This is a genomic window from Legionella brunensis (assembly GCF_001467025.1).
Lineage (GTDB): Bacteria > Pseudomonadota > Gammaproteobacteria > Legionellales > Legionellaceae > Tatlockia > Tatlockia brunensis.
In genome coordinates, this window is sequence record NZ_LNXV01000037.1 from 17,346 (window position 1) to 26,784 (window position 9,439).

The following is a 9,439-nucleotide window of genomic DNA, read 5'->3' on the forward strand; positions in this document are numbered from 1 at the left end:
GTAAGAACTGCTGATCTCAAGCAATCACTTAAAAAGCTGGGTAATCCTTGTTAGCGTAAGCGTCAATAAAATTCTATAAGGCTTTTAGTAAAATGAGAGCAGAACGAATATAATGTTCACAATCTTAGAGTCCTGGTCTAGGTAATGGTTATCTCTATGTTCACGTGACTATTAATTGAGTTCGAAATAAAACAATGTTCATGCGCTTTTTCACGCATTTTATTTAGAGCATTGTCGTCAGGAAGTTTAGCGCCACCAAATTTAATTTTGGGATGTAATTTAATTTCTGTAACACTAATTTTTCTTTGTTCATTTTTATTAGTGATACCAATAGCTTCATCAATATAACTATCAATGAGATAACCACTTTTGCACGCTACTGCAAGAAAAGTCTGCATGTAACAACCTGATAAAGCGGATACAAGCAATTCCTCAGGATTAGGTAGTTCTGATTTACCGAAATACTCCTTTGGATTTGATGCCTGAATGTTTTTTCCACCACTAAATGTGATCGTATATGTACGATCATAGGTTTCATAATTAAAATCTTGTCCATTACGTTGCCAGTGAATAGAAGCTAAATGATTACCCATAATTATCTCCCTTTACGTAAAGAGTCATTAGGTGCAATGTCTTTTAACCACAGATCAATCTGAGAGTCACTTTTTTTAATGCCACGAGGCCAAAGTAGTATTCTAAACCCATCTGATTTATTTGATTCCTCATAAATTCGTTTCACATGAATATTCATTGTCTCTGCTCCTGGGAGATGGTACGGCTTATTAATTTAAGTTTTTAACATTCCTCTTAGTACATAGTGTAAAATTCCGCCATTTTTGTAGTAATCTAATTCATTTAACGTATCAATTCGCAAGATTAGATGAACCTCAATTTGAGTCTTATCTTCTTTATGGATAATTACTTTTACTGGTATACGTGGTTTCATCTCATGAGTAAGACCTACAATATCAATGAGTTCAGAGCCTGTAATTTGCAGTGTTTTACGGGTAACCCCTTCAGGAAACTCTAAAGGTAGAATTCCCATCCCAATCAAATTTGAACGATGGATTCGTTCAAAACTTTCTGCAATGACGGCTACCACACCTTGAAGCTTTGGTCCTTTTGCCGCCCAATCTCGAGAAGAGCCTGTTCCATATTCTTTCCCTGCAATGATAACCAATGCGGTGCGCTCCTTTTTATAACGCATTGCTGCATCATATATGGGTAGGATTTCATTGCTGGGAATATGTTTTGTAAAACCTCCTTCAACATCAGGCGTCATTTCATTTCTAATACGAATATTAGCAAATGTTCCTCGCATCATGACTTCATGGTTTCCGCGACGCGATCCATAAGAATTAAAATCTTTGATTGAGACTCCTTTGGATTGTAGGTATTTTCCTGCAGGGCTGTCCGGTTTAATGGAGCCTGCAGGTGAAATATGATCGGTAGTAATACTGTCTCCAAAGAGTGCTAAAATTCGAGCTCCTTTTACTTCTTTAATTTTTTCGGGGTTCACATTCATTTCATCAAAATAGGGTGGGTGTTGAATGTAGGTTGAATTCTCTGGCCAGGCATAAGTATCTGATTTGGAAATTTTCATCGCACGCCATTCATCTGTTCCTTCAAATATATGTGCATAAGTGTCATGAAACATGATTCTGCTTATTTTTGCTACTTCACGTGCAATTTCAGCATTTGTTGGCCATATATCTTTTAAATAAACAGGATTTCCTGATGCATCTTTTCCAAGTGGGTCTTTTGTCAAATCAATCAATGTGGTCCCTGCAAGTGCAAAGGCCACAACAAGCGGTGGTGATGCAAGCCAATTTGCTTTAACAAGCGGATGAATACGTCCCTCAAAATTACGATTACCTGAAAGTACCGCTGAAACAATCAAATCATGTTCAATCACCGTTTTTTCTACAGATTCGAGAAGTGGTCCGGAGTTTCCAATACATGTGGTACACCCATAACCTACCAATGTGAATCCTAGTTCATTAAGATATTTTTGTAAGTTAGTTTCTTCCAAATAGCGAGTCACTACTTGAGAGCCTGGCGCAAATGAGGTTTTGACCCACGGTTTTCGTGTTATTCCTTTTTCCACCGCTTTTTTTGCTAACAATCCTGCTGCAACAAGTACATTGGGATTAGATGTATTGGTACAACTGGTAATTGCAGCAATAACTACATCTCCATGATGCATTTCAAAGTTTGAATCGGTAATAAACGATTTTTCCTTTTCTTCAGTACGGTGATTTTCTGTTAAGAATTGATTAAAAGTACTTGTCAGATAGGACAATTCAACGCGATCTTGTGGGCGTTTGGGGCCAGCAATACACGCTTTAATCGAGGATAAATCCAGTGTCACTATATCGGTATAAACAGGCTCAAGATGAGGATCATGCCATAGTCCTTGAGTTTTCGCATAAGCTTCAACAAGAGCAATGTCTTGTTCCTCCCGTCCACTTAAACGTAAATAATCAAGGGTTATTTCATCAATAGGAAAAAAGCCACAGGTAGCACCATATTCAGGTGACATATTACCAATCGTTGCTCTATCCGCAATGGATAAATAACGTAGCCCATCACCAAAGTATTCAACAAATTTACCAACGACCCCTTTTTCACGCAAAAGATGGGTGATAGAAAGCACTAAGTCAGTTGCTGTAATTCCCTCCTGTAACTGTCCTACCAATTTTACCCCAATGACTTCGGGAATGAGCAATGAAATGGGCTGTCCTAACATAGCTGCTTCTGCTTCAATACCCCCGACTCCCCACCCAAGTACCCCAAGACCGTTAATCATGGTTGTATGACTGTCTGTACCTACTAACGTATCAGGGTAGGCATATATTTTTCCATTGATTTGCTGTGTCCAAACCGTTTTAGCCAAGTATTCTAAGTTAATCTGGTGACATATTCCGGTATCAGGCGGTACAACGCGGAAATTTTTAAATGCTTTTTGTCCCCACCGTAAAAATTCATATCGCTCATGATTTCTTTCCATTTCCATCTGAGCATTGACTGTAAACGCATTTGGAGTAAGGAATTCATCAACTTGTATGGAGTGATCAATAATCAGATCAACAGGAGAAAGGGGATTAATTTGTTCTGAGTTTCCACCAAGCTTTTTAATAGCAGCTCTCATTGCAGCGAGATCGACAATAGCTGGAACACCAGTAAAATCTTGCATTAAGACACGGGCAGGACGATAAGCTATTTCATGATCGGACGATTTTAATTTTAACCACTCAATAATTGCTTTGAGATCATCTACTGTAACGGTGTGTCCATCTAAATGACGAAGTAAATTTTCCAATAGGATTTTTAAAGTGAAGGGTAGCTTGGATAAATCCTTCAATCCTCCCTGTTCTGCTTCCTTTAAGCTGTAGTAATAATATTCATTTCCATTAACTGAAAGGATTTGTTGTATACTTTTATGGAATTCATGAGTTAGAACAAGATTTGATGCAGGTACCTGAAGTTTAAGGTCATGTGCTCCAGCTGCCCAAGAGGGAGGGTCGCTTGCTGGAAAGGATTCCTCTGATGACTCATTTATAATCGCCTGGTTTCTTTCCAACTTTAGACCCATGATCCAATTTATCCATCTTTTTATTTGCAACATGGCGACATCCTTATCGAAAAATTTTGCATGATAAAATTTTAGAAGCTAGATATATATTATAGTTAATTATTTGTGCGAATAACTGACTCAGTATGCAGACTCAGTATGCAAGGAAGAATGTGCATAATTAAAAGTTATGGTTGCTTCGAATAACGAGTGTGTCTATCGCCTATCCGTTTGTAATTTACAATTTTATTTGTATGACGAAATTTATTTATTTTATTTTTATTCAATAGACTATAATTATCAGTATATTACTATGCATTGCTTGTAAAGGGTAAAGATGTCATCAATAATTACAGAAAGGTGAAAATATGCCATTTTCAGAAGCATTTGTAGAGGAAATAGTCCCTGTAGCCCAGAAACGTCTTATAACCATTAGAGACGATGCTCCTTTATTAGAGGCTGCTAAATTTCTTGATGGTCGACACATCAATCTTGTTGTGATTTGCGACAAGGATGGAGCAATGGTTGGTATCATTACTCGAACGGATGTTGTTCGCATGATGGCGGTTTGCCAGGGTTGTGGTTGTACTGTCCCTGTTTCGACGGTGATGACCAAAGATGTGATTTACTGCCGCCCAACTTACTTGTTGCGCGATGTATGGATGACCATGAAAGAGCAAAATCTTTTACATGTCCCTATCGTGGACGAGAATTTCAAACCGTTAGGGGTAATTAACGCACGCGATGCTCTTTTGGTTCTTATGGAAAAAGCAGAGTTTGAGAGCTCGCTATTACGCGATTATGTTATGAACGTTGGATATAGATGATTTTGTGACGATAAGATTTAGAATCTAACTGAGAAATTCATCTTAAATTTTAGAGATTTGAAAAAAAAGTAGCCAAGATAAATTAGTCTTTTATCTTCTGAAGCGCTGATCCTTTATGCATGGCCATATGATCTGTTTTGTCGCTTTGAATCAAATATTGCGGCTCTTCTTTTGATGCATGAACGGTATAATTTTTAAATTTAATTTCAGAAGTAACTATTTTTTTAATGGTTCCTCTTACCCTTCCTGCTTCTGAGTTCCATTCAACATGATCGCCTATTTTAAACTCTTTTTTCATGAATGTATTTTCCTATCCACAGTTCAGATATCAAACAATCCCCTAGCTTTTAGTTTCTGTAGCAATAAATGAAAATAAATCAATCCGGCATAGGGGTACCATTTTTGGGTAATCTGTGAAATCTGCCTGTAATCTAATTTTGTTTTAATCTGCAATAAGTTTTGTAAATTGTTTGACGCACCTACATCATCTCCTGGAAACATGTCAATTTTTCCTAGTCCACGTAACAAAATATATTCTGCAGACCATCGCCCAATTCCCTTAAATTGGCATAAAAATGCGACAATCTCATTGTTCGTCTTATCTTCTAAATGATGAAACAAGGTTTCATCAGAACTAATTCTAGACGATAACTCAATAAGTGTTTCGCATTTATTGGTGCTATAGCCTAATTTTTTTAATTCCCAAATGGAGCAGTTTTCTACATCTTTGGGAATAGGGAATGCATAAAATGTTTCATCAACATTATGGATATTTTTTCCAACATATTGAATAAAGCGGTTTTGAACTTGTAATCCTGCGTCAAGTGATAATTGCTGACAGGAAATTGCATTCACAAGTGCTTCAAAAATACTTGGAAATCGTGGTGGTTTCAGACCTTTAAATTGCCTTACTATAGGAGCTAAATAAGGATCTTGTTCTGCAATGCGATAAAAATCGAGTAAGTTGCAGTTCAGACCTAACATCTTTTCTAACAATCGAACTAACTCTTTTTTTATTTTGGGGCTAATTGTTTGGTTGGTTGATACTAAAATTTCTTGCTCATTTTTTTGCTCTACATCCACTTTAATCAATTGATTTTCAATAAAAAACAATCGTGTGTAGCGGTTTTCACGCCATAAATCAACATTATTTTTGCTCCTTCTACGTAATGCCCATACCGTATAATCAAGTCTGAATGGTTGTAGTGGGAACAAAAGAAATGAAGTATCCATATTATTATTATTTTTAATAAACTCTTTCTATTGGTTCTAATGGATCTACAAAATTAGGCTTCATATTGACAGGACGGTATTTGACCTGTTCATCTAAAAAAACAACGATGTGTTTTAACCAACCCTTATCATCGCGTTTTGGATAATCTTCACGGCTGTGTGCTCCTCTACTTTCTTTACGAGTTAACGCAGCTGTAGCAGTCATTAAAGCAACGTCCATCAAATTATCTAATTCTAAGGCTTGGATTCGTGCTGTATTAAAAATATTACTCGTATCCGTTAAAACTGCATGCTGAAGCCGTGCACGCAATTCCTTTAATTGGTTGAGTCCTTCTAGCATGTGTTCTTCCATGCGAAATACACCAAAATTAATTTGCATTACTTTTTGCATTTCTTGTCGAATAAGTCTGTAGTCTTCTCCTTTTTTAGAATTATTCCAGCGATTGATTCGCGCACATGCTGCTTCAATATCACTTTCGGTGACAGAATGTAGCGGTAAATCTTCTTTAATTGCTTTTTCAGCATGTAAGCCAGAGGATTTACCAAACACAACCAAATCCAACAAGGAATTACTGCCCAAACGATTGGCACCATGAACTGAGACACAGGCACATTCACCGATTGCATAAAGTCCTTCTACGATTTGATCTTCATCCTTATTGCCTATTGTAATTACTTGACCATGTACATTGGTTGGGATGCCACCCATCATATAATGACACGTAGGTGTTACTGGAATGGGTTCATGAATCGGATCGGTATGTGCAAAAGTAATTGCTAATTCGCGTATTCCAGGTAGTCGTGAATTGATAACTTCCGCACTTAAATGATCGAGTTTTAATTTTACATGATCAATACCGCGTGTGTTAAAGCCATTACCTGCACGCAGTTCTAGTGCTATTGCGCGAGAAACAACATCACGGGAAGCAAGATCTTTGGCATGTGGCGCATAGCGTTCCATAAAACGCTCACCATTTTTATTGATAAGATATCCACCTTCACCTCGTACTGCTTCAGTGATTAAGATACCAACACCTGGTAATCCTGTTGGATGAAATTGCCACATTTCAATATCTTGCAGCGGTAGTCCTGCACGTAATGACATTCCTAACCCATCACCTGTATTAATCAATGCATTGGTGGAGGTTTCAAAAATTCTACCGGAACCACCAGTTGCAAGAATAGTGGCGTTGGCATTAAAAAATGCTAATTCACCTGTCTCGATGCATAGCGCAACTACTCCTGCAATTTTATTTTGAGCATTTTTTACAAGATCAATCGCAAACCACTCATTGAAAAAGTGCGTTTTGGCTTTGACATTATTTTGGAACAAAGTATGAAGCAATGCATGTCCTGTGCGATCTGCAACAGCACATGTACGTTGAGCAACTCCTTTTCCATATTCTATTGTCTGACCCCCAAAAGCGCGTTGATATATTTTTCCATTATCCAGGCGTGAGAAGGGCATACCCATATGTTCTAAATCATACATCGCATCAGGCGCCATTTTACACATGTATTCAATGCTATCTTGATCACCTAGGTAATCTGATCCTTTAACAGTATCAAACATATGCCAGCGCCAGTCATCAGGATGAACATTACCTAATGCGGCAGCAATTCCACCTTGAGCGGAAACGGTGTGTGAGCGGGTGGGATATACTTTCGAAATGACTGCAACTTTTAATCCTGAATGTGCCAATTGTAATGAGGCAGTCATTCCAGCACCTCCTGCGCCTACAATTACTGCATCAAATGTATACTGTGCTAAATTCATTTTAAGTACTCCGTTAAGCTATTTTCCATAAAATTTCAACACCCCAAAAAAAATACACAATCAAGGTGAAAATGACTAATACTTGGATGATTAATCGAATAGTAAAGAGGTTGATGTAATCGGTAATGACGGTCCAAATTCCAACCCAGGCATGCAAAAATAAGCTTAACAATGCAGTAAGTGAAAATACTTGCATCCATGTGGTAGAAAAGAAATGTCGTAAAGAGGCATGATCAAGATTTGGGTGGAGGTAAAAAAATCCTAATAAGACAAAAAAATAAAGGGCTATGATAAGAGAAGAAAAACGTTGTACTAACCAATCTTTCAAGCCACTCCCAGTTAAACTCATACTCACTGATAATTTGTTTACCATAACCAGCTCCCTAATAATATTGCTGCGAGGAGGGTTATTACTACGGTTATTCCTCCGCTTAAGCGTGCACTTTTGAGACTTTCTCCTATCCCCATATCCATCAATAAATGACGTATGCCAGCAATGAGGTGATACCATAGTGCAACTAAAAATAGCCATAATATTAATTTGGCAGGAAGATTTGTTAATAGTGTTTGCACCCGTTCAAATCCATCTGTTGTGCCTGTAGCACTATCCAGCATCCATAATAAAAAGGGGATCAGCAAAAACAAAAAATACCTGATAATCGATGTAATAGAGAAATAATCGCAGTGAATGGATAGCGAATAGTAAATAAATTTAAGTTACGAAATTGATGCTCATTCATCATTAATTTCCTTTACTGAATTAGAAAAATTAAGATTCCTTTTTCGTCATTATTCGACGGATATCTGCTATAGCTGCAGAAGGATTTAAATGTTTTGGACATACCACCGTACAATTCATTATGGTTCGACAGCGAAAAACACTAAATGGATCCTGTAAATCAGCTAAACGTTTATCCGTTGCTGTATCGCGGCTGTCTTGAAGAAATCGATTGGCCCATAACAAACCTGCAGGTCCAATAAATTTTTCCGGATTCCACCAAGATGAAGGACAAAAGCTGGTGCAACACGCGCATAAAATGCATTCATATAGTCCATCTAACTTATCACGTTCTTCAGGTGTTTGTAGTCTTTCTGTTCTTGGTGGCTCGGTGTCATTTTGTAAATAAGGCTGAACACGTTCATACTGTTTAAAAAATAAGGTGAAATCCACCACTAAATCGCGAATTACCGGCATATTAACCAATGGCCTTATCACTATGGGCGGAGTTAACGATGAGAGGGATGTGATACACGCCAAACGATTTAACCCATTAATGTTCATGCCATCAGAACCACATACACCCTCACGACAAGATGCACGAAATACAAGTGTTTCATCTTCTTCTTTTATGAGTTGAAGTGCATCCAGCACCATCATGTCAGAGCCTTGGGGAATTTCCAGTTCATAATCTTTCATATAAGGTGCTGAATCAGTTTCTGGATTGTAGCGGGAAATAGAAAAGCGCATTAAGACCTCCTGTCTTTTAAGATACAAATAAAATCATATCCACTGGAATCTATTAATATTTAGTATCCAGAAAATTCTTCCATACGAATCGTGTCATCATCAATACCTGCTTCATTTAACATGTGATGCATTGCAGACACCATAGCCGCTGGACCAGATATGTAATAAATAGGCTTCGTTAAATCTTTAATGAATTTTGAGAGCATTTTTTTATTAATATAACCTGTTTCATTCTGCCACGCTTCCTTCGATTTACTCATATCAGTCATGGTAGGGATAAAATGATAATGGCTATTTTCTGTTTCAAGAGACTTTAGTTCATCCAAAAAAGCAGTATCCTCTGGTCGATGATTGGAGTAAAAAAGGAAAATTTCATGTGCTAATTTATCTTTTGCAGCTTGGATTACAATACTTCTAACAGGCGTGATGCCAATACCTCCAGTGAGAAAGACAGCAGGAGTTTCTTTTTTATTATGAAGGGTAAACGAGCCATGAGGGGCATCGAGTTGAAGCTCACTACCTAAGGGAAGGTTTTTTAAAACGCGTTTAAAAGCAGTGTC

The 9,439-nt window shown here is 37.6% G+C and carries 11 protein-coding genes; 1 reads left to right on the plus strand and 10 read right to left on the minus strand.

Features of this window, described 5'->3' with window-relative positions; genetic code table 11:
- Window positions 1–137 precede the first annotated feature (137 nt).
- From Lbru_RS16390 to acnA, 3 genes are read right to left on the minus strand one after another with little or no spacing between them, the layout of a single operon-like run.
- A complete protein-coding gene (locus Lbru_RS16390; protein WP_058443204.1) occupies window positions 138–593 on the minus strand; it encodes an OsmC family protein in 456 nt (151 codons plus the stop codon).
- 2 nt (window positions 594–595) lie between these two features.
- Window positions 596–751 (minus strand): DUF488 domain-containing protein, encoded by a 156-nt coding sequence (locus tag Lbru_RS17305; RefSeq protein ID WP_131793613.1) that lies wholly within the window; start codon window positions 749–751, stop codon window positions 596–598.
- A gap of 36 nt (window positions 752–787) precedes the next feature.
- Window positions 788–3,628, minus strand: coding sequence for an aconitate hydratase AcnA (acnA, locus tag Lbru_RS16395; protein WP_083500954.1), 2,841 nt, complete (start codon window positions 3,626–3,628; stop codon window positions 788–790).
- A gap of 314 nt (window positions 3,629–3,942) precedes the next feature.
- Here acnA and Lbru_RS16400 point away from each other — a divergent pair, with 314 nt between their 5' ends.
- Window positions 3,943–4,401 (plus strand): CBS domain-containing protein, encoded by a 459-nt coding sequence (locus Lbru_RS16400; RefSeq protein WP_058443205.1) that lies wholly within the window; start codon window positions 3,943–3,945, stop codon window positions 4,399–4,401.
- Window positions 4,402–4,483: 82 nt separating this feature from the next.
- Here Lbru_RS16400 and Lbru_RS16405 read toward each other — a convergent pair whose 3' ends face one another.
- From Lbru_RS16405 to Lbru_RS17895, 7 genes are all read right to left on the minus strand, one after another.
- On the minus strand, window positions 4,484–4,699 hold the full coding sequence (locus Lbru_RS16405; protein ID WP_058443206.1) for a hypervirulence associated TUDOR domain-containing protein: 216 nt from the start codon (window positions 4,697–4,699) through the stop codon (window positions 4,484–4,486).
- A gap of 23 nt (window positions 4,700–4,722) precedes the next feature.
- Entirely contained in the window at window positions 4,723–5,634 is a 912-nt protein-coding gene (locus tag Lbru_RS16410) for a DNA-3-methyladenine glycosylase family protein (RefSeq protein ID WP_058443207.1), read from the minus strand.
- A 13-nt stretch (window positions 5,635–5,647) separates the two neighbouring features.
- Entirely contained in the window at window positions 5,648–7,411 is a 1,764-nt protein-coding gene (gene sdhA, locus Lbru_RS16415; RefSeq protein ID WP_058443208.1) for a succinate dehydrogenase flavoprotein subunit, read from the minus strand.
- Window positions 7,412–7,424: 13 nt separating this feature from the next.
- Window positions 7,425–7,784: a succinate dehydrogenase, hydrophobic membrane anchor protein gene (gene sdhD, locus Lbru_RS16420; RefSeq protein WP_058443209.1), complete on the minus strand. Its 360-nt coding sequence runs from the start codon at window positions 7,782–7,784 to the stop codon at window positions 7,425–7,427.
- On the minus strand, window positions 7,778–8,056 hold the full coding sequence (gene sdhC, locus Lbru_RS16425) for a succinate dehydrogenase, cytochrome b556 subunit (RefSeq protein WP_238583907.1): 279 nt from the start codon (window positions 8,054–8,056) through the stop codon (window positions 7,778–7,780). Before sdhC ends, sdhD begins: the two co-directional genes overlap by 7 nt.
- Before the next feature lie 124 nt (window positions 8,057–8,180).
- Entirely contained in the window at window positions 8,181–8,879 is a 699-nt protein-coding gene (locus Lbru_RS16430) for a succinate dehydrogenase iron-sulfur subunit (protein ID WP_044012778.1), read from the minus strand.
- A gap of 59 nt (window positions 8,880–8,938) precedes the next feature.
- A partial coding sequence (locus Lbru_RS17895; protein WP_238583908.1) for an FAD-dependent oxidoreductase occupies window positions 8,939–9,439 on the minus strand: 501 nt, incomplete at its 5' end.

Excerpts from the sequence above, each read along its gene's own strand:
- Lbru_RS16390 (WP_058443204.1), bottom strand. The coding sequence starts at position 593 with ATGGGTAATCATTTAGCTTCTATTCACTGGCAACGTAATGGACAAGAT.
- acnA (WP_083500954.1), bottom strand. The coding sequence starts at position 3,628 with ATGTTGCAAATAAAAAGATGGATAAATTGGATCATGGGTCTAAAGTTG.
- sdhA (WP_058443208.1), bottom strand. The coding sequence starts at position 7,411 with ATGAATTTAGCACAGTATACATTTGATGCAGTAATTGTAGGCGCAGGA.
- Lbru_RS16430 (WP_044012778.1), bottom strand. The coding sequence starts at position 8,879 with ATGCGCTTTTCTATTTCCCGCTACAATCCAGAAACTGATTCAGCACCT.
- Lbru_RS16405 (WP_058443206.1), bottom strand. The coding sequence starts at position 4,699 with ATGAAAAAAGAGTTTAAAATAGGCGATCATGTTGAATGGAACTCAGAA.
- sdhD (WP_058443209.1), bottom strand. The coding sequence starts at position 7,784 with ATGGTAAACAAATTATCAGTGAGTATGAGTTTAACTGGGAGTGGCTTG.
- Lbru_RS16410 (WP_058443207.1), bottom strand. The coding sequence starts at position 5,634 with ATGGATACTTCATTTCTTTTGTTCCCACTACAACCATTCAGACTTGAT.
- Lbru_RS16400 (WP_058443205.1), top strand. The coding sequence starts at position 3,943 with ATGCCATTTTCAGAAGCATTTGTAGAGGAAATAGTCCCTGTAGCCCAG.
- Lbru_RS17305 (WP_131793613.1), bottom strand. The coding sequence starts at position 751 with ATGAATATTCATGTGAAACGAATTTATGAGGAATCAAATAAATCAGAT.